Source organism: Pseudoalteromonas sp. Scap25 (assembly GCF_013394125.1).
In the GTDB taxonomy this organism is placed as follows: Bacteria; Pseudomonadota; Gammaproteobacteria; order Enterobacterales; family Alteromonadaceae; genus Pseudoalteromonas.
In genome coordinates, this window is record NZ_CP041327.1 from 2,808,593 (window position 1) to 2,829,058 (window position 20,466).

General features: G+C 40.8%; 15 protein-coding genes. 9 read left to right on the forward strand and 6 right to left on the reverse strand.

All coding sequences use genetic code 11. From position 1 onward, the window contains the following. Positions 1 to 5: 5 nt before the first annotated feature. The 3 genes from FLM54_RS13035 to FLM54_RS13045 form a co-directional block, all read right to left on the reverse strand. On the reverse strand, positions 6 to 905 hold the full coding sequence (locus tag FLM54_RS13035; protein WP_178956579.1) for a diguanylate cyclase: 900 nt from the start codon (positions 903 to 905) through the stop codon (positions 6 to 8). Then, complete coding sequence (locus FLM54_RS13040) at positions 895 to 4,665, reverse strand: PAS domain-containing hybrid sensor histidine kinase/response regulator (RefSeq protein ID WP_178956580.1); 3,771 nt, start codon at positions 4,663 to 4,665, stop codon at positions 895 to 897. Before FLM54_RS13040 ends, FLM54_RS13035 begins: the two co-directional genes overlap by 11 nt. 66 nt (positions 4,666 to 4,731) lie before the next feature. Next, positions 4,732 to 6,123, reverse strand: coding sequence for a PhoH family protein (locus FLM54_RS13045; protein ID WP_010391619.1), 1,392 nt, complete (start codon positions 6,121 to 6,123; stop codon positions 4,732 to 4,734). Positions 6,124 to 6,421: 298 nt separating this feature from the next. Here FLM54_RS13045 and rapA point away from each other — a divergent pair, with 298 nt between their 5' ends. The 3 genes from rapA (at position 6,422) to FLM54_RS13060 (ending at position 11,079) form a co-directional block, all read left to right on the forward strand. Then, positions 6,422 to 9,316, forward strand: coding sequence for an RNA polymerase-associated protein RapA (rapA, locus tag FLM54_RS13050; protein ID WP_178956581.1), 2,895 nt, complete (start codon positions 6,422 to 6,424; stop codon positions 9,314 to 9,316). Between the two features lie 139 nt (positions 9,317 to 9,455). Beyond that, positions 9,456 to 10,109, forward strand: coding sequence for a bifunctional tRNA pseudouridine(32) synthase/23S rRNA pseudouridine(746) synthase RluA (rluA, locus tag FLM54_RS13055; protein WP_138609123.1), 654 nt, complete (start codon positions 9,456 to 9,458; stop codon positions 10,107 to 10,109). 73 nt (positions 10,110 to 10,182) lie between these two features. Further along, complete coding sequence (locus FLM54_RS13060) at positions 10,183 to 11,079, forward strand: DUF3530 family protein (RefSeq protein ID WP_178956582.1); 897 nt, start codon at positions 10,183 to 10,185, stop codon at positions 11,077 to 11,079. Here FLM54_RS13060 and djlA read toward each other — a convergent pair. From djlA to FLM54_RS13075, 3 genes are read right to left on the reverse strand one after another with little or no spacing between them, the layout of a single operon-like run. Continuing rightward, positions 11,062 to 11,919 carry a co-chaperone DjlA gene (djlA, locus tag FLM54_RS13065; protein ID WP_178956583.1) on the reverse strand — a complete coding sequence of 286 codons (858 nt, stop codon included), beginning with the start codon at positions 11,917 to 11,919 and terminating at the stop codon, positions 11,062 to 11,064. The two genes, FLM54_RS13060 and djlA, sit on opposite strands and share 18 nt — an antisense overlap. Before the next feature lie 33 nt (positions 11,920 to 11,952). Continuing rightward, positions 11,953 to 12,609: an N-acetylmuramate alpha-1-phosphate uridylyltransferase MurU gene (murU, locus tag FLM54_RS13070; RefSeq protein ID WP_138609117.1), complete on the reverse strand. Its 657-nt coding sequence runs from the start codon at positions 12,607 to 12,609 to the stop codon at positions 11,953 to 11,955. Next, positions 12,606 to 13,607 (reverse strand): aminoglycoside phosphotransferase family protein, encoded by a 1,002-nt coding sequence (locus FLM54_RS13075; RefSeq protein ID WP_178956584.1) that lies wholly within the window; start codon positions 13,605 to 13,607, stop codon positions 12,606 to 12,608. The genes murU and FLM54_RS13075 overlap by 4 nt, the downstream gene beginning before the upstream one ends. Positions 13,608 to 13,701: 94 nt before the next feature. On the opposite strand from FLM54_RS13075, the gene lptD reads away from it, so the two are divergent. The 6 genes from lptD (at position 13,702) to FLM54_RS13105 (ending at position 20,346) form a co-directional block, all read left to right on the forward strand. Then, on the forward strand, positions 13,702 to 15,948 hold the full coding sequence (lptD, locus tag FLM54_RS13080) for an LPS assembly protein LptD (protein WP_178956585.1): 2,247 nt from the start codon (positions 13,702 to 13,704) through the stop codon (positions 15,946 to 15,948). A 96-nt stretch (positions 15,949 to 16,044) separates the two neighbouring features. Then, positions 16,045 to 17,340, forward strand: a complete 1,296-nt coding sequence (gene surA, locus FLM54_RS13085) for a peptidylprolyl isomerase SurA (RefSeq protein ID WP_178956586.1) — start codon at positions 16,045 to 16,047, stop codon at positions 17,338 to 17,340. Positions 17,341 to 17,342: 2 nt separating this feature from the next. After that, the gene (gene pdxA, locus FLM54_RS13090; protein WP_178956587.1) at positions 17,343 to 18,335 is read left to right on the forward strand and encodes a 4-hydroxythreonine-4-phosphate dehydrogenase PdxA; all 993 of its coding nucleotides are present in this window, start codon (positions 17,343 to 17,345) and stop codon (positions 18,333 to 18,335) included. Continuing rightward, positions 18,332 to 19,138, forward strand: coding sequence for a 16S rRNA (adenine(1518)-N(6)/adenine(1519)-N(6))-dimethyltransferase RsmA (rsmA, locus tag FLM54_RS13095; RefSeq protein ID WP_010391631.1), 807 nt, complete (start codon positions 18,332 to 18,334; stop codon positions 19,136 to 19,138). The genes pdxA and rsmA overlap by 4 nt, the downstream gene beginning before the upstream one ends. Continuing rightward, positions 19,122 to 19,511 carry a Co2+/Mg2+ efflux protein ApaG gene (apaG, locus tag FLM54_RS13100; RefSeq protein WP_041709470.1) on the forward strand — a complete coding sequence of 130 codons (390 nt, stop codon included), beginning with the start codon at positions 19,122 to 19,124 and terminating at the stop codon, positions 19,509 to 19,511. Before rsmA ends, apaG begins: the two co-directional genes overlap by 17 nt. A gap of 16 nt (positions 19,512 to 19,527) precedes the next feature. Next, a complete protein-coding gene (locus tag FLM54_RS13105) occupies positions 19,528 to 20,346 on the forward strand; it encodes a symmetrical bis(5'-nucleosyl)-tetraphosphatase (RefSeq protein WP_138609107.1) in 819 nt (272 codons plus the stop codon). Positions 20,347 to 20,466: the final 120 nt, after the last annotated feature.

The window sequence follows — 20,466 nt, forward strand, 5'->3', positions numbered from 1 at the left end:
AAATACTATTGGGCGCTAATTTGATTGCGCCCTGACTTTTTAGCATTATATAAACCTGAGTCAGCCTCTTCTAATAACGCTTTCTCGGTGTATGCTTGACTGCTCTCACTTGAGGCAATTCCAATACTAATAGTAATGTGTGAAGCATTTAAAGATGCGTTGTGTTCTATATTCAAGTCATTAATAGCTTTGCGTAATTTATTAGCAAACGCAATAGCGCCTTGCTGATTGGTTTCTGGTAATACTGCAACAAACTCTTCACCACCATAACGGGCAACAAAATCACTGCCACGTTCACATTGCGCCACTAATGTTTGCGCCACTGCTTTTAAACACTCATCGCCAGCACGATGACCGTAGTAGTCGTTATAGCGCTTAAAGTGATCAATATCGATAAGCAGTACACACATGGAGGAATTATTACGCTTACTTCTTCGCCACTCTCGTTCTAAGTTTTCATCTAAATAACGTCTGTTAGGTATTTCTGTTAAACCATCAATAGACGCAAGCATTTCTAATAAATCGTTTTTTTGCTTAATGAGTAATTGATTACGCACACGCACTTTAACAATAGAGGCATAAAATGGCTTAACAATGTAATCCATTGCGCCTAACTCTAAGCCTTTTGCTTCGTCTTCATGAGAGCTATTCGCTGAGATAAAAATAATGGGGATTGTATGGCTTAGGCTGCTTTCTTTAAGCTCCACCAGCACGTCGTAACCATTCATGCCTGGCATAATAATGTCTAAAATAATTAAGTCTACTTGTGTGTGCTTAACAAATACCAACGCCTCTTCACCACTAGCCACTAAGTAAACCTCATGCTCGTCACTTAGGGTTTTTTCTAAAATGATTCGGTTAAGCGCATCGTCATCTACAATTAATATTTTTGCTTTATTTATCATTGCTTACATCTAAACTTTTTATATAAATTTGCACTTGCTCTAACTGTATTATTAATTCTTTAATTGCAGCTGCGGCGTGCTCGCCGCCCGCTTTTAATACCTGCTCAGTGTGTTGAGCACACAATAATAATCGGTTAAAACCTAAATTTCCTGCTATCCCTTTTAAACTATGCACTAAGCGTACCATTTCAATACTAGGGTTGTTGTTTTGAAGCTCAGCTGAATATGACTCACTTAATGTCGCTAACTTGTCTAACATACTGTGCAGTACAGAGTGATCATCGTCAAACTGAGACAAAGCAAAGGCTTTATCGAAAAAACATGGCGTAGCGATGCCAAGGCTTGCGATTGCTGTAAATAAAACTGGCGCAACCACAGGCTTAGTTAAATGTTTATTCATCCCACCATTGAGTGAGCGCGAAATGTCGGCTGGTTCACTATGCGCGGTTAATGCAAAAATAGGTAATTGCTGAGCGTCAAACTGTTGGCGTATTATTTCAGTCGCTTGATAGCCATCAATTTTGGGCATTTGAATATCCATTAAGACTAAGTCGGGGCGTAAGCTACTTACCAATTCAATCCCTTTTTGCGGGTCATTGATCGTAACAACATTTACTCCAGCTTGACTCAAAATACTGCTAATAATATCGAGGTTCAATGGATTATCGTCTATCGCTAACACTAATATTCCTGAGACTGTATCACGCGGTTTTTGTGCTTTGTTTTCAATTGCCTTCACTATTTTTTGCGAGCTCAAATTAAGTAATCGCTGTGCAAGTGCGCTTGAGGGTAAGAACTGGGTAATAAGGGAATCATTTATTGGTGGCTGTTCGTCTTGATTATCTGTAATAACAACAATCGAAATAGCAGCTGTACGCAGTGTTGCTTTTATTTTTGGTGTTAAAAAGGCCGACAGCTCACACGCATCAATGATTATTGTGTGCGCTTGCAGCAAATATTCTGGTTCAGCGATTACCCTATTAAGCGTTTGGTTATTAATAACAGGATACGCTTTAATTACTTGATTAAGTAACGTACTTTTAGCGCTAGTAATTACTAATAACTTATTTTCATCACGAGTAACTTTGTTGGTATCGGTCGCTAAATCGAGCGTAAAGTAAAAATAGCAACCTTGTCCTTTATCGCTATCAAGTGAAATTTCCCCGCCCATTAATGCCACACTGTGTTTTACTATTGCCAGCCCTAAACCTACTCCTTGATGCTGACGAGTGGATGACTCATCGCCTTGGGTGAAGGCATCAAATAAACGGCGTTGATCGGCTTGAGCAATCCCCTCACCTGTATCTATAACCCCAAAACAGATACGCTGCAACTCATTACGGCTACTTGGCTGTAACTGCATTTTTAATGTCACGTTGCCTGTAGGAGTAAATTTAACAGCATTGGTTAATAAGTTACCTAACACTTGTTGCAAACGAATGGAGTCGCCAACTAAAAAAGGGGAAATATGTGGGTCAATATCAACTTTTAGCTGTATCTGCTTTGCTTGGCATAAAGGCAAAATTAAGCTTTCGCAGGTATCAATCAAATCAACTAGGCATAAAGGCGCTAATTGCAGCGTTGCTTCATTACTTTCAACACGCGCAAAATCAAGCATACTATTAAGCATTTGTAATAAATTATTGGCTGCATACGTCGCTTGGCTGGTCAGTTGCACTTGTCGCTGCGTTAATCCATGCTCTACTAACATGTCTAATAGCCCTAGTATGGCATTGAGAGGAGTACGTATTTCGTGGCTCAAATTAGCAATAAAGCGACTTTTAGCCAAGGTGGCTCGCTCTGCATCATCTTTGGCTTTCGTAAGCTCAGTAACATCTTGAATATGAATAACATAATATAGCGGCTGAGCATTCTCATTCCAAATTAATGACATACTCAACTGCAACCAAGCATTTAATTGAGTGTGCGCAAAAGTTAAATGAAACACCTGTTTTTTGTTGTGCAGTAGTTGCTGCAGCAAGGCTTCGAGTTCTTGCCACTGCGTGTCACTAAATAGTGTATCAAACGGGGTATCTGTTAATTGATGATGTTTGGTAAACAGTTTTCGCGCGGCTTTATTAACCTGTAAAATAGCGTACTCAAGTGAAAGTAAAAACACCCCATTAGCAGCAAATTCAATGGCACTTCTAAATTTAGATTCCGACTCTTTTAATGCATATAGAGTATGTTGCTGCGCAGTAATATCGCGACCAATTCCCATTGTGCCTAGCAATTGGCGCTGTTCATCATAAAACGGAGCAATCGTTAACTGATAAGTTTGCTTAGCAACGTCTATACGCTGCTGAATTTGCATTTTATGCTGTAATGCTTGCTGCTCCAGCCGCTGGATTTGCTCGTAGCTGCGACTAATGCTATGCATATTTTGACCAATAAGTTCGCTTTGGCTCTTACCTATAAACTGCTCAAATGCTTTATTACAACCTAAAAAGGTGCCGTCTGTATTTTTAAAATATATAAAGTCAGGCACGCTGTTAAGTACTGTATTTAGCAGGGCTAAATGCCGCTCTTTTGCTTGGTCGCTATGTTTTAATTTTTCAGATTTGAGCTGCACCTGCTCATCTAACTTTTTATTAGCATTTTGCAATGAAATAACTAAACGTTCATTTTTCGCAAAAATAGCTTTCACCCTAGCAAACCAAGGTTGCCAATTTAATGGTATTTTGTAATTTAAATATCCCGAGTTGTCATCGTTATGATGTTCTAAGTAACGCATTAGCTCTGTCATAGGTCTGATAAATATACGCTTGCTTAACCAAAAAAAGACATAAAACATCAAGCATAAAAATAACGCTAATGAAATAAACTCCAACACCACTTCTTGCACAAGGCTGCTGGTCAGCATTTGCTCATCAGCAAGAAACCCTAAATGAATCGGGCTCTGATCTGAGGGTTGAATTAAAAAAAGCAGTTCAGACAGGGTTGTACGCTTTGGTGAGCGCGTATTAATTTGAGGCCAGTATGTCGAAAAATTTATTGCTTGGTTAATTGACTGCTGTGAACTGGCAATAATTTGATTTGCTTGATTAATAAAAACATACTCACCTTGCTTAGAGGTGATTTTGTTTAACCAGCCAGAGATGGCCTGCAAGTCATAAATTAAAATAATATAATCAGATGAATTTCGCTCACGCTGACGGCCAATCGCAAAATATGCTTTATTACCCAGATTAATGACTGCACTCGAAGCCAATTTGGCTGCTGACGGTAAGGGTTTAAAGTCGCCATTCAATAGCGGGATAAATATATTATTTTGAGTATTGTCGCGCCGAGTTAAGTATGCAAACCCACGTTCATCAACATACGCAACAGAATGCACAGATGAAAGCAGCGCTAAGGTGGTATTAAAAGAGGGTGCAAGCGATATTACCTGCTGCCACTGTAACAGTGCCGACTCAGAAGAACTAAACTGGCCTTTACCTGCAATTTCACCGTTTAAATGTTCAAATTGGCGATAATAATAATGCTCATATTGGTTAATGTTTTCTGTAAGATTATAATTTTCTACAAGAAAAGTTTGCTTGTTATACATAACAAACATTGCATCAACCAAGTCCCCCATTGCTTGCATATCATGATCAAGCTGCGCAGATAATGCATTAAAATCAGTGGTCTTTTTTGTTATTGCACGTTCCATTTTTATATTATAAAAATGCAAACACAAAAAAGAGGCCACTAACAAAGGCAGTGCTAGCGCCACAAAAACAGAGCGATGATAATGTTCTAACGGCAAAAATTTCAACAAGTTACCTAATTATTGGCTCAAAAATCAAACTGTAGACTATCGAGCCAAGATGTTAAGCGCAAGTTATAAATTCTCCTCGGCAAATGACGCTAGTCGACTTCTTACTACACCATTAAGATTAACAGTAGCGCCGCCTTCAAAGTGCTTAAATCGCTCCACAATATAGGTAAGTCCAGAGGTAACAGCGGTTAAATAGTTACTGTCTATTTGTGCTAAATTTCCGGTACAAATAAGTTTAGTTCCTTCACCACAACGGGTAATAATGGTTTTGAGCTGAGAAGCCGTTAAGTTTTGGCTTTCATCTAAAATCACCACCGCATTTTGAATACTTCGCCCACGCATGAAGTTCACCGATTTAAACTGAACATTGGCTTTTTCCATAATGTAATTACGGCTTGAAACAGGGTTCTCATCTCCTTTATGCAGCACCTCTAAGGTATCGGTTATGGCAGCCAGCCAAGGCGCCATTTTCTCTTCCTCGGTGCCAGGTAAAAAGCCAATCGATTCGGCAATTTCAGGGGTGTTTCGGGTTACAATCACTTTATCGTAAACACCTTTTTCAATCACCATTTCCAGTGCACATGCAAGCGCCAGTAAGGTTTTACCACACCCCGCAGGGCCGGTTAAAATAACAAGTTCAATAGAGGTATCGAGCAGTGCATCTAGTGCCATTGCTTGGTAAATATTTTTTGGCTTTATTCCCCAAGCACTTTGATGCATTAGTCGCTCTGCTCCAATATCTTTAATGGTAATATGCTCACCATCGTAAGATTTGACTCTAGCGGCAAACTGATCGCCATCATCAAGTAAATACTCATTACAAAACACATCTGGGATTAAATCTTTAGGGATATGATGGACTGTTTCACGCCCGTGTTGCTCAGTGTTACACTCGCCAACATGCTGCCAAAAATCACCAGTAATTTTTTTATAGCCGCTGGTAAGTAAGGCGATATCGTCAATAAGCTGATCGGTACGGTAATCTTCAACATATTTAAGCCCCGCCCCTTTGGCTTTTAAGCGCATGTTGATATCTTTAGTAACCAGTATGACTTTTTTATCACTGTGCTGATTTTGTAAGTGCACCGCGCAATTAATAATGCGGTGGTCGTTTTCATTGCCCGGTAAGCCGGAAATAGAATCGGCAAATAAATGGTCATTTACAATCAGTAAGCTTCCCGTTAATCCGCCTTGTTTATTACTTGGTAGCGCAACCCCTTGTAACATTTGCTCGGGAGAGGCCTGGCTGAGCACTCCATCAAGTCCACGAATGGCCACTCGGGCATCGCGACTTACATCGTGTTTTCTGTCTTTAATGTGATCAAGCTCTTCTAATACCGTCATTGGAATAACCACTTGGTGTTCTTGAAATGACAAATACGCGAGGGGTTCATGAAGCAATACATTGGTATCTAGCACATACATTTTACTATCAAGGTTCGAAGCTTTTTCCATAGCACTTTCCTTACGTTTTATGATTTTTATGCTATACCCAATAAACTAATCAGTGTGACTAATAAACTTGATTAATTACTTAGGTATAATTTGAGTTTAGTCTATTTGTCATAAAAGTCTGTTTTATGACAAATATCATTTAGTTTGAATTTCCTACAAAATCGGCGCACTAATCAGTGCTTATAGATAGGAATAATTCACACTTATAAAATTAATTAAAAGTCAGGCAAATAGCGCCTTGCAGTGGTGTTATCTAACAGGTAACATAGCCGCCTTTTTCTTCATAGACGAGACATACATGAATTTTTCCTTAGGTCAGCGTTGGATCAGTGATACAGAGTCAGATTTAGGATTGGGCACCGTTGTTGCCATTGATGGCCGCCAGGTCAGCATTTTATTTCCTGCCAGTGGTGAAAACCGTGTTTATTCTTCTGCAGAAGCTCCGGTAACCCGCGTAGCATTTAATCCTGGTGATGTGATCCGAAGCGTTGAGGAGTGGGAATTACAAGTTGAGTCAATTGAAGTACAAGGCGAATTACTGTGCTATCACGGTGAACGTATTGATAACGGTGAAAAAGTACAATTAAAAGAGACCTTTTTAGACCATTTTATTAAATTTAATAAACCACAAGACCGTTTATTTGCAGGCCAAGTAGACCGCTTTGATCGATACACTTTGCGCTACCAAACTTGGTTACACCAATTTGAACGCCAACAGTCACCTATTAAAGGTTTAATTGGCCAACGTGCCAACCTTATTCCGCATCAGCTTTATATTGCCCAAGAAGTAGGTAAACGTTTTGCGCCACGTGTACTACTTTCTGATGAAGTAGGTTTGGGTAAAACCATCGAAGCTGGCATGATTTTACACCAACAAATTATTACTGGTCGCGCCAGCCGTGTGCTCATTGTGGTACCTGAGAACTTGCAGCACCAATGGTTAGTAGAAATGCTACGCCGTTTTAATTTACGTTTTTCTATTTTTGATGAAGAGCGCTGCGACGAAGCGTTTGCTGATTCACCTAACGTATTTGATACCGAGCAACTGGTGCTTACCAGCCTTGAGTTTTTAACTAAGAAAAAACGTTGGTTTGAACAATCTACGTTGGCCGACTGGGACTTATTAGTCATTGATGAAGCCCATCATTTAAGCATTAACAACAATAAACCTAGTGCCGAATACCAACGTATGGCTGAGCTGAGTCAAGACATTCCGGGGCTAATTTTATTAACAGCAACGCCAGACCAACTGGGTCATCGTAGCCACTTTGCACGCTTACAACTGCTCGACCCAGATCGCTTTTACGACTACGACGTATTTAAAGAAGAAGAAGCAAACTACAAAGATGTAGCCGAAGCTGCTAACCAACTACTGCAAGAGCAATCATTAGATGATAACGCTAAAGCAACCTTGATTGAGCTATTAAAAGAAACGGATATCACCGATATTCTTGAAACAGCACAACAAGGCGACCTTGAAGCACGTAAAGAAATTTTAAATATGCTTTTAGACCGTCACGGTACTGGCCGCATCTTATTTAGAAATAGTCGCAGTGGTATTGATGGTTACCCAAGTCGTAAATTACACGCCTACCCTATGGCTTTACCTAAGCAATACAAAACAGCAATGACTGTACTAGGTAATATGAGCGGCATTCAAAATGCTGAACTCAGTGCACAGCGTGCACTTTTCCCTGAAAAAATATTTCAAGAGTTTGAAGGTGAAAGCGCCAGTTGGGGTTTATTTGACCCGCGTGTAGATTGGCTGATCGAAACGCTAAAAACTCTCAAACGTGAAAAAGTATTACTCATTTGTGCTAAAGCCGAAACCGCAATCAGCCTTGAGCAAATATTACGTGAACGCGAAGCAATTAAAGCCTCGGTTTTCCACGAGGGCATGTCGATAATTGAACGAGACCGCGCCGCGGCGTTCTTTGCCGATGAATACGATAATGCTCAAATATTATTGTGTTCTGAAATTGGTTCAGAAGGCCGTAACTTCCAATTCTCACATCATTTAGTGTTGTTTGATTTACCGCTCAACCCAGATTTACTTGAGCAACGAATTGGTCGCTTAGACCGCATAGGACAAACACAAGATGTGAACATTCATGTGCCTTACTTTGAAAATACGGCACAGGAAGTGTTATTACGTTGGTACAACGAAGGCCTAGATGCATTTGAAAGCACTTCAACCACAGGACAGTTATTATATAAAGAATTTAGCGAAGACTTACTTGAATATATTGCAGCTCATAATTGTGACGAAGATGAGCTAGACCCATTGCTTGAGCAAGTAGCACAAAAGAATGCAGTATTACGTAAGCAAATGGAAAGTGGCCGAGATCGCCTACTAGAACTGCATTCATCAGGGCAAGGCGCTGCTGATTCACTCGTAGCTGACATTGAAAAACTCGATAATCAGTTTGAGCTACCAAGTTACATGATCAATGTGTTCGACACCTTTGGCGTAAGCCAAGAAGATAAAGGTGAAAACACTATTATTTTAAAACCCACTGAGCATATGCTTAATGCCTCATTCCCTGCTTTAAAAGAAGATGGCATGACGGTAACATTTGACCGTGATACCGCTCTTTCGCAAGAAGATGTGCACTTTATCAGTTGGGATCACCCTATGGTGCAAGGCACTATGGACATGATTTGCGATGATGACTTTGGTAGTGCGTCAGTGGCGTTACTTAAAAACAAAAAGTTACCACCAGGAACATTCTTTGTTGAGCTAATCTTTGTTGCCGAGGCGATGGCACCAAAAGTACTGCAAGTGGGCCGCTTTTTACCGCCTACGCCTATTCGTATTTTACTCGATAAGAGCAGTAATAACTTAGGCGAAAACGTTGACTTTGATGGCTTTAATCAACAGTTATCTGCGGTAGGTCGCCAAACAGCAAGTAAATTAGCCGGTGCATTACAAAGTGCGGTTCATCCGATGATCAACACAGCAAAAGACATGGCGCAACAAAAGCTGGATGTTATTCGTGCAGAGTCATTAGCTAAAATGCAAACATCGTTGAGTGAAGAGCAACAGCGTTTAGAGGCACTGAAACAAATAAACCCAAATATTCGCCAAGAAGAAATTACTTTTTACGACAAACAACGCAATGAGCTAACCGCACATATTGAAAAAGCGCAGTTAAAACTCGATGCAATTCGTTTAATTGTGGTTTCGCACTAGAGGATATAGCTGTCAGTCGTTAGTTAAAGGTCAACTAACGTGTGCATTGAAAAAGCGCGATATTTATATCGCGCTTTTTACTTGAGCCTTTGCGCTCGCTCCACTAAAATAGCGCACTTCAAAATCACTGAGGTCTGCCGTGTTAGTTAATTACAATCCCCCTATGAGCCCGTATTTAACTATACTGTTTCAAGACGATGATTTACTTATTGTAAATAAGCCTAGCGAGTTACTCACCGTACCAGGTAAAGACCCAAAACATGCCGATAGCTTAATTAATCGCGTCAACCGTGTTTTTCCTACGGCTAAAATTGTTCACCGTTTAGATATGGCTACCTCAGGGATACTTTGCTTGGCAATGAACAAAGCCGCTCACCGCCATTTAAGTATGCAATTTCAAGAGCGTGAAACGGCAAAGCGTTACATTGCGCGAGTTTATGGGCAACTTGAAAGTGAAACGGGCTCAGTTGACTTACCGCTTATTTGTGATTGGCCGAACCGTCCTAAGCAAATGGTTGATCACGACAATGGCAAGCCCTCGCTTACTCATTTTAAAGTGCTTAAGCGCGAAGCACAGGCAACCCGTGTAGAGCTTACTCCTATTACTGGGCGCTCCCACCAGCTGCGAGTACATATGCTAAGCTTAGGCCACCCTATTTTAGGCGATCGTTTATATGCCCACAAAGACGCACTTGCTGCGGCTCCTCGCCTACAGCTGCATGCACAAATGCTACAACTCAAACACCCTTTAACAGAGCAAGTACTTACTTTTGAAGCTGAACCCGAGTTTTAAATAAACACGCAAATAGCTAAACTTTTATAGCCTCGCGCCGATACCTAAATAATCTTTATTGTTTGGGTTCATTATGGTTGTTGCGCAATTTATAAAAATGTCACTCTGTGCATTATCAGCTGTTTGCATATTAATGCATTGGCAAACATATGCAGTGGAACATATAGCTCCTACAGCCCACTCAACTATTATTGAAAATGATATTAAACGCTTAGCACCAGGGGATGAAATTAAAACCATTGAGCTTGGCGACACACCATTTTTAACCTTACATCGTGAATACATGAGCGCTGATTTTAGAGGTGTGGTGATTCTAATACCCGACTGGCAATCGAGCCCTACAAACAATTCTGGCATGAACTTTTTGCGCAAAGAGTTAAATAACCATGGCTATAGCACTTACGCTATGACGGTGCCCGATATTAATTGGCAAGCTGCTGAGCAGAGCAGCGAGGCAAATAATCAACCGACTGCAGCAGATAACAGCACGCCAACTGAGCCGCCTCATCATGTTGATTATATTGAGCAGGTCAATATTGATGTACTAGATAATTACAAAACAAATTTAATTGCTCGCTATGAGGCACTTTATCAGCAAGCGAGTGAAGCCTCGAATGATATTGTGGTTATTGCTCAAGGAACCAGTGCGGGAGTATTAATGGAGCACTATGCTGATTTTTCAGATTTACAGATCAATGCATTTATTAGTTTAAGTAGCTTCTTACCAAATTCACAGCGTAATGCGCGTTTGAGCCAAACCACCTCTTTAGTGACACCGGCGTTATTAGATATTTATTTTTCAGGCGATCATAACGATATTTTAATGAACCTTAAAAACCGTCAGCGTTGGGTTAACCGTAATGCAAAGTTTGATTACCGCCAGCGCCAGCTATTTGGATTGCGCGATGCGCCGCAGCAACATGCACGCTTGAGCAAAGAAATAGACGGTTTTTTACGCCGCCTTTTTTAAATACTCGTAAGCGGCTTGAATATCTTGGCTTTTTTTAACCGCGACTTCCATCATGTGCTTAGGTAAACCTTGCGATACCAGTTTATCAGGATGGTGCTGAGCCATAAGCTTTCGGTACGCTACTTTAATATCACGTTGCGACGCATCTTTATTTAGCCCTAACAAGGCCAATGCCTGCGAGCGATTCATATCATTATTTGGCGGTACATGATGTCCTGAGCCTTCTCGGTAACTACTACTTTGACTTTGCTGCTGCCTAAAGCGCTGTTGTTGCTGCCTAAAATTAAACTCTGCTTGATAACGTTTTAGTACAAAGGCAAAGTGTGCTTTAGATACCCCCAACTGCTTGCTTACTTCTTGCAGTAATTGCTTTTCTTGCGCGGCAAGCACGCCATCAGAAAACGCCATTTGAATTTGAATTTCTAAAAATAACTGTAGTAAATCGTAACGTTTAGCAAAACGTTCTTTAAAGTCATAAACCGTGTCTTTGAGTGAAAAGTCGCTGTCTTTACCCGATTGAAATGCCTGCTGCGCTTCACGGCGCTCTTCGCCTTTTAAGCCCATTTCATCCATAAATAGCGTCGCAGCTTTAATATGGGTTTCGCTTATTCGTCCATTTGACTTGGCGATATGCCCCATTACTGCAAAGCAGCTAGAAAAAAACAGTGCTTGGCGCTCGTTAACATCATCGCCTTTAAAAAGGTTAGAGAAGCCACCAGCCTGATCAAAGTCTTTCTTTAGACTTTTATCAAACATATGGCCTAGGTATAAGCCTAAAATGGCGCCAAATATTTTGCCAAACATAAAACCAAAACAGAAACCGAGAATTTTTCCCCACATTTTAAAACTTACCTCTAGTGTTTTATATTTAGCTTATGGTGCTAATTGTTGGTTAAGAGTCGATAAACGCTCTGGTGTGCCTATATCGTCCCATTGGCCAATATAGAGTTCAGTGGAGACTAAATGTTCATTTAATTTTTCACGCAGTAAAGGCCCTAACGGGAGAATACCTGGGGGAAGCCCTTCAAAGAAATCAGCCTGATAACGGCCAATTCCAGAAAAAGTATAGCGCTGTTCACTATTAGGTAAGTGGCTTAGCGTAAAATCACCATCTGGGTTATGCGCAGGATTTTCAACCAATACAATGTGCGCTTCTTTTGGCTGTAAATGCAGCTGCATTAATGCACTAACATCGTAATCGCTGTAAACATCACCATTAATAACAATAAATGACTCATCTAATAAAGGAAGTGCTTGAATAATTCCGCCTGCAGTTTCAAGCCCGCCAGTTGCTTCCTGGCTATAGGTAATACTTACCCCCCATGCACTGCCATCTGCAAAGTAGGTTTTTATTTTATCTCCTTGCCAGGCGAGATTAATCACAATCTGCGTAATACCAGCTGCTTTTAAGCGCATAATATGATGCTCAATAAGTGGTTTACCTGCCACACATAACATAGGTTTTGGCAACTGTGCGGTGAGCGGCATCATACGTTTACCGCGTCCTGCAGCTAAGATCATGGCCTTCATAGTTGTTCCTCTTTTAACCGCTGCTGTACTTTTGGTACTACGTAATTTTTTACCCAATCAGACAAGTCACTAAGCTCTGGATACTCTGCCGCCACTTCAACAATATACGCTAGTGTTGGTAATATATTGGTTAAGTAACCTTTTTTGCCATCCCGTAAATACAAGCGACAAAAAATACCCGCTGCTTTTAAATGGCGCTGCAAGCCAGTTAAATCAAACCAATACTTAAATTGTGCGAATGACTCGTTAGTTATTAAACTTTGTCGCTTAAATTCGTCATAACCAAACTCAAGTAAATGAGTCAGCTCGTCGTTGGGCAATTTAAAATAACAATCTCTTAAAAGCGAGACTAAGTCATAACATAACGGACCTTGTACCGCGTCTTGATAATCAATAATTGCCCATTGCTGCTCGCAGCGCATAATATTACGGCTATGGTAATCACGATGCATAGTCACTGTGGGTTGTTCAAGCAGTGTATTGATTAGCAGCGCAGTACTTGTTTGCCAAATATTTTGTTGCTCAGCGCTGAGCTCTGTACAAATAAAATCATTAACTAACCAATTTTTAAAAATATCCAGCTCAAGTGCAATAAAGTCATGGTCATACGGATTCATTGACGGAGCTTTAGGCGTTTTAGCCCACTTGGCACTTAAACTGATCAGCTGCTGGTAATACTCGCTGCGATTGGCATCATCAAGCAAGTCAGCTAAATGGGTGTTACCCAAATCACTTAAAATAAAAAAACCTTGCTGCTCATCACTATGAATAATGGATGGTAATAAAAACCCCTGCTCAGAAAACACCTTATTTAATGCAATATAAGGGACGTTGTTAACTTTTTTTGGATCTGAGTCCATCACAATAAAGCTTTTATTTTCAGCGCTTAACCTATAATAACGGCGAAAACTGGCATCTGCGGTTATTGCATCAAGCGCGCAGGATTGCTCACTAAAGTGAGTATTAATAAACTGTTGTAAACTCTCAAAACGTGTCATTTTATAAGCTATCTATTTTTCACTAATTACTTTGCTATTGTTTTCCTTTATTATGTATAGCTTGTAACTAATCACAGAGCATAAAGGTCGATAAATGAGCAAAACCTGGGGCATTTTGATGCTAAGCGTACTGAGCGCACCATCGCTTGCCGAAACTGAACTGACACACAACTTTTGTGGCACTTCAATGCAAACCAGAGCTTGGCAACCGCTAGCTGGCCTTGAGCTTGGAACGGTTGATATCAGCGCTGATGACGTTGAGCTTTTAGGCACACAAAGCGCTGAATTTACTGGTAATGTTGATATTAACACCGTTAACATGAGTTTGTCCGCACAATCAGCACTGATTGATAAACAACGCGGCCTACTCAATGCCACCGGCCCTATTACCTACCGCGATTATGTGAGTAAAGTTCAAAGTGCGGGCTTAAACGCCGATTTAAACAACTCAGCCTTTAGCTTATTAGGTGCACAATACAGCCTAACACAACAGCAAGGCAAAGGCGGCGCGGAAAAACTCACCATAGACAAGTCTGGCTTAATGCTGATGAATGCAAGCTTTACTGCTTGCCCGGGTAATACGCCAGTATGGGCGATTGAAGCCGACGAAATTAATTTATCGCGAGAAGAAGGCTGGGGTGAAACCTACAATGCGGTGCTACGTATTTTAGACACGCCAGTGCTCTATTTACCCTATTTTACTTTCCCACTTGATGAGCGCCGTAAATCAGGCTTATTAACACCCAGCTTTTCAAGCTCAGATCGCTATGGTTTAGAGACTATTACGCCTTATTATTGGAATATTGCTCCAAACTATGATGCAACCATTACGCCGCGTTATATGTCACGCAAAGGTTTACAGCTACAAACTGAATTTAGATATCTAACTCCAGAACACCAAGGTTTAGTGGCTGTCGAATACTTAAATAAAGATGACTCAGAGCCTGAGCTTGACGAGCGTTTTTTGTTTCATTGGCAACAAAAAAGCTATATAGGCGAAGACTGGCGAGCCAGTATTGATATAACCAATGTCAGTGATGATAATTACCTTACTGATTTAAACTCAACTTATGCAAGTAAAACCGATACTCAGCTTTATCGTACCGGCTCACTAACTCACATGGGCGAGATGTGGCGTACTGATATAAAAATACAAAACTTTGAAGTACTCGGTGACCACTTAGAGTCATATACAGCCTTACCTCAAGTTAGCTTTACACAAACTACGCCGTGGAAAATTGATTACTTCGATTTTACTGTTTCAGGGGAGCTGAGCCACTTTACTAATAGCTCAGCGGTGATTGACCAAGCAACTCGCGTGCATATAGAACCTAAAGCACGCTTTGATTACAAAGAATATGCTTGGTCATTTTTATCTGAAGTAAGCCTGCTACAAACTAACTATAAACAAGACGGCAACTTACAGGGCACTCAATATAGCGAGACGGTCTCGCGCACATTGCCGAAACTCCGCTTATATTCTCAGCTTAACTTTGAGCGCGACACCTCAATTTTTATCGACGATGGCATTCAAACCTTAGAACCACAAATTCAGTATTTATATACACCAAATAAAGATCAGTCCGATATTGGCTTATACGATACCACTAAATTACAAGATGACTTTTTTGGCCTATTCAGGGATGCACGTTTTTCAAGTGTTGACCGTATTGCCGCTGCAAATCAATTTACGCTTGGGGCAACCACCCGTTTATTTGATAAGAAAAATGAAGAAGTATTTAATTTCAGTGCTGGCCAAATATTTTATTTAAGTGATTCAGCCAAGCCCACAGAGCAAGGGCTTAACAGCGACAGTAACTACAATGCCTTGTTTGCAGCGCAAACCATGTTACATTGGCACCGCCGCTGGTATTTATCCGGTGGTATTCAGTACGATACGGATGGCAAGCAAATTATCCAGTCAAATGTTACCTTAGATTATAAAGGTGACAATAATCAGCTGGTTCAATTGAACCATCGCTATGCAAATGATGTCTCAGGAAATACAATCGAACAAGCGGGCTTATTTACAAGCATTCCTATCAGTGACGAATGGCAGTTTATTGCAAGTTACCATCGCGACCTTGATAATAACCGCAGCATTGAAGTATTTAGTGGATTACAGTATGAATCGTGTTGTTGGGCGTTCCAAATTACTGGTCACCGCCAAATTGAAACTGATTTAAATCAGTCAATTGGGCAACCCCAAGCCACTTTTGATTCGAGCATTCGTTTGAATTTTGTATTAAAAGGGCTTGGTAGTAAAAGCCGTTATGATGCTCAAAAATTATTACAACAAGGTATTTTTGGTTATCGTAGGCCGTATTTTCTTAATGACTAAGCTGCATTTTGTATAGTAAAAATTTACAAATAACTATATCAATCTAGTCGCCTTTAGCATTACAACAGTACTATTAGTAAGAGTAGTAAAAAGAATATGAATTTAAAAAAATTATTAACATCAGCAGTTTTAACGTTTAGCTTATGCCAAAGTGCATTCGCCGCACCGGTCGAAATAGATAAAGTGATTGGTATTGTAAACCAAGGCGTTATTTTAAAAAGTGAAGTAGACACAATTGTTGATCGTGTTAAAAAACAAGCAGAAGAACAAAATCAACAGCTGCCAAAAGACGAAACACTGCGTGTACAAGCAATTGAGCGCTTAGTTAATCAAACGCTAATGATGCAAATGGCTGAGCGTATGGGCTTAGAGATTTCAGATAGCCAGCTCGACCAAACACTCGCCAACATGGCCAAAGAGCAAGGCGGTACAATTGCTGATTTACGTCGTACTATTGAAGCGTCGGGTGAGAGCTTTCAAGCTTACCGTGAAGAAATTCGTAAAGAGATAACCACGCAACAAGTCATTCGTGTAAACGTAGACCGTCGTATATATATAAGCGACCAAGAAATTGATAACTTGCTAAAAATTATGGATAGCCAAGGCAAAAATGCCGAAGAATACGATATTGGTCATATTCTTATCGATATTCCAAGCGGTGCAAGTGCAGATGACGTCAGCTCTGCAAAAACACGCGCAGACAAGGTAATTGAACTGCTGCAAGACGGCCAAGAGTTTAAGCGTATTGCTATTTCTTCATCAAGTGGTCCAAAAGCGCTTGAGGGTGGTCAATTAGACTGGATGGGCATTAATGAAATGCCATCTTTATTTGCAGAAGCGGTGAAAGGGCAAAAGAAAGGTACGATTATTGGCCCACTTCGCTCTGGCGCAGGTTTTCATATTATTAAGGTGCAAGACGTTCGTGGTCGCCAAGTAGTAGAAGCCACAGAAGTTAAATCCCGTCATATTCTTATTAAGCCTTCAATTATTTTAAGCGAAGAAAAAGCCCGCACTATGCTAGCTGGCTTTGTTAAGGATTTACGCGCTGGAAATGCTGACTTTGCAGAACTAGCTAAAGAGCACTCGCAAGACCCAGGCTCAGCGCTTAAAGGCGGGCAATACGACTGGACTGATCCAACTACCTACGTTCCTGCGTTTAGAGATACATTGCTATCTCTTGATCAAAACGAAATCAGCGAACCCTTTAGAACCCAGTATGGCTGGCACATTGTGCAGTTGTTAGATACACGCGTTGCAGATAAAACTGAGCAAGCTAAGCGTAATCGTGCACATGGCATGTTGTTTAATCGTAAATTTAAAGAAGAAGGTTTTAACTGGCAGCAAGAAATGCGCGAACAAGCCCATGTTGAAATTTTCCCAACAGACGAATAATTATGACCTTAAGAATTGCGGTAACCCCTGGTGAGCCTGCTGGCATTGGCCCTGACTTGCTATTAAAACTGGCACAGCACAGCTGGGATGCACAGCTAGTAGCGATTGCAGATGCATCGCTACTAAAGCAGCGCGCTAAACATTTAGGTTTAAACATTAAATTAATTGAATTTGATGAAAGCGCCGAAGCCATGCCTACATCGGCTGGCAGCTTGTACATAAAACAGATTGATTTAGCCGAGCCGGTTGAACTGGGTGTGCTGAATGACGCAAACGGTCAATACGTATTAGACACACTGCGTATTGCTAGCGAAAAGAATATGGACGGCACTTTTGATGCTGTTGTTACCGGCCCTGTTCATAAAGGTATTATTAACCAAGCCGGTATTTCTTTTAGTGGCCACACAGAGTACTTTGCTCAACAATCGGGCACCGCTGATGTTGTTATGTTATTAGCTACCGAAGGGCTACGAGTTGCATTAGTAACAACGCATATCCCGCTTGCTTATGTTGCTCGTGCTATTACCCAAGAGCGACTGGTTAAAGTGGCTAATATTCTTAATCATGACTTAAAAACCAAGTTTGGTATTGAGCAACCGCGTATTTTAGTCTGTGGCTTAAACCCGCACGCTGGTGAAGATGGCCATTTAGGCCTCGAAGAAATCGACACGATTACGCCTACACTTGACATACTAAGAGCTGAGGGGATGAACTTAATCGGGCCTTTACCAGCAGACACATTATTTCAAGATAAATACCTAAATGAAGCTGATGCTGTGTTGGCTATGTATCACGATCAGGGATTACCTGTGCTAAAATACAAAGGATTTGGTAAGTCAGTGAATATAACTCTTGGCCTTCCATTTATCCGCACTTCAGTCGACCACGGTACTGCGCTTGATTTAGCCGGTACTGGTGATGCTGATGTTGGCAGTTTTGAATTAGCGATCCGCGAAGCAATTAAGCTCGCCCATGAAAAAGCACAGAATCAATGACCGATAAAGTACATTTAGGACACCGCGCCCGTAAACGTTTTGGCCAAAACTTTTTATTCGATGAATCAATCATCGATAAAATTGTCACCGCTATTGATCCCAAGCCGCAAGATAATTTAGTCGAAATTGGCCCAGGCCTTGGCGCTATTACTGAGCCTGTAGCCGATTTAAGTGGCCATTTAACGGTTGTTGAGCTAGATAAAGATTTAGCCCAACGTTTAATTGAACACCCTTTTTTAGGGCCTAAATTAACCGTAAACCAAGGCGATGCAATGAAGTTTGATTTTGCAAGCCTAGTTAAAGACGACAAAAAGCTAAAAGTATTTGGTAACCTACCGTACAACATTTCTACTCCTTTGTTGTTTCACCTTTTTGAATTTGCCGATCATATTGAGCATATGCACTTTATGCTGCAAAAAGAAGTGGTAAAACGCATGGTTGCAGGCCCAGGCAGCAAAACCTTTGGCCGCTTGAGTGTAATGACTCAATACTACTGTAATGCGATGCCTGTAGTAGAAGTACCACCAGAGTGCTTTAAACCTGCACCTAAAGTGGACTCTGCGGTTATTCGCTTAATCCCCAAAAAGGCAGAGCAGCGCACAGCTAAGAGCGTTAAAATATTAAATACCGTCTGTTTAGAAGCGTTTAATCAACGTCGTAAAACACTGCGCAACAGCCTAGGTAACCTTTTAACCGCTGAAGAGTTAACCAGCATTGGCATTGATATTACTTTGCGTGCTGAGAGCCTGTCGTTACAACAATTTATTGATATAGCTAACTGGATTTATGACAACAAGCAGTAATATGGGATCACCTGTAAAGGTATCTGTAGAAACATTTTATGTAGAAGAGCAATCGCAACCTGAACTTGATAAATTTGTGTTTGCTTACTCCGTTACTATAAAAAACCACAGTTTATGTAGTGCAAAACTACTCAGTCGCTATTGGTTAATTACCGATGCCAATGGCAAAGAAGTAGAAGTACAAGGTGAAGGTGTGGTGGGTGAAACCCCAGATATAGCCCCAGGCGAAAGTTACAAATACACCAGTGGTGCAATATTAGATACTCCGGTAGGCACCATGCAAGGGCATTACACTTTACGAAACGAATTTGGTGCTGAGTTTGAAGCCCCCATAAATGTGTTCCGTTTAGCTTGCCCTAATATCTTACACTGAGTAAGAACAGCGTCTAATGGCCGACTACGCAATAGGTGATTTACAAGGCTGCTTTAACGAATTTAGTTTATTGTTAAAGCAAGTCGACTTTAATCCTAGCAAAGATCATCTCTACCTAGTAGGTGATATTGTTGCTCGCGGCCCAGACTCCAAAGCATGTCTTGATTACATATATCAGCACCAAGACAGCGTTAGCGTCACATTAGGCAATCATGACTTACATATGATTGCCTGTTATTTAAATAATGTTGCCCCCAACCCCAAAGACAAACTAACGACTCTGTTCAACAGCAGTAAACTCCCACATTACGTCGCGTTTTTGCAAACTCAGCCTTTAGCTCTTTACTTAGATAAATATGATTGCTTTATTTCACACGCGGGGCTAAACCCTGATTGGTCGTGCGTGCAAGCCATTGAGCACGCCCAATTCGCACAGCAATGCTATGGTGCTGACAACGCTCAATACTTCTTAAAAAACATGTATCAGCCTCACCCACTAACATGGAGTGAGCAACTCGATGACGCTGCCAAGTTTCGTTATATTGTTAATTATTTCACCCGTATGCGCTTTATTACACCCGATAACTTGCTTGATTTTAGTGCAAAAGAAGCAACAGCAAATAGCCATTCATTGATTCCTTGGTTTTCTCATCCTAAAATTGTTAACGCTCAACATGACCTTGTTTTTGGTCATTGGGCTGCACTTGAAGGTCAAACTCCCTACAAACACCTGTACGCTCTAGATACAGGTTGCGTCTGGGGCGGCTCAATGACCTTAATAAATTTACAGAGCAAACAAAAACTTTCAAAAAAATCACAACTTTTGTCTAAATAAACTGAAAAAAGTTAATACATCTGTTAAGTTTAAGAGTGCATGTTAAATTGCATAATTACAAACCATTCACAACTAAGTGTAAAAAATAGCAACACTCTCTAATCTAATTAAAGATGAGGA